We start from the raw sequence: 655 nt of genomic DNA, 5'->3' as shown, positions 1-655 counted from the left end.
CGTCGGCTGGCCGAACAGCGTGCGCACATCGGCCTCCAGGCCGGCCTGGCGCAGGCGCGCGGTCAGGCTGACCGCCAGCAGCGAGTGGCCGCCCAGTTCGAAGAAATTGTCATGGCGACCGACCTGTTCCAAGCCCAGCACCTCGGCCCAGATCGCTGCCATGGCAGCTTCGGTGGCGCCCAGTGGCGCTTGGTAGGGCTGTCCCGCCAGCGCCGAGGCATCCGGCTCTGGCAGGGCTTTGCGATCGAGCTTGCCGTGCGCGGTCAGTGGCAGCTCATCCAGTTGAACAAAGGCTTGCGGCAGCAGATGAGCCGGCAAACGGGCTTGCAGGCCCTGGCGCAGCGCGTCGGTGTCCACCGGCATGGTTGCGGTGAACCAGGCCAGCAGGCGCTCGTCGCGCACCAGCACCACGGCATCGGCGATGCCCGCCTGGGCTTTGAGCGCGGCCTCGATCTCGCCCAGTTCGACCCGTACGCCACGGATCTTCACCTGGTCGTCGTTGCGGCCCTGGTAGTCCAGGGTGCCATCGGCGTTCCAGCGCACCAGGTCGCCACTGCGGTACATCGTGCCGCCGTTGAATGGGTCGGCCAGGAAGCGTTCGGCGGTCAGCTCCGGGCGGTTGAGGTAACCGCGCGCCACCTGGGCGCCGCCAATG

General features: G+C 68.9%; 1 protein-coding gene. It reads right to left on the bottom strand.

What is annotated here, in order from left to right; genetic code table 11:
* Nucleotides 1–655: phosphopantetheine-binding protein (locus E3U47_RS24805; protein WP_167659537.1), on the bottom strand; the 655-nt coding region annotated here is incomplete at both ends.

Origin of the sequence: Pseudomonas sp. RIT623, from assembly GCF_004519305.1 — a bacterium.
In the GTDB taxonomy this organism is placed as follows: domain Bacteria; phylum Pseudomonadota; class Gammaproteobacteria; order Pseudomonadales; family Pseudomonadaceae; genus Aquipseudomonas.
The sequence above is the reverse complement of the archived record's forward strand: the minus strand, read 5'-3'. Positions and strand labels throughout refer to the sequence as shown.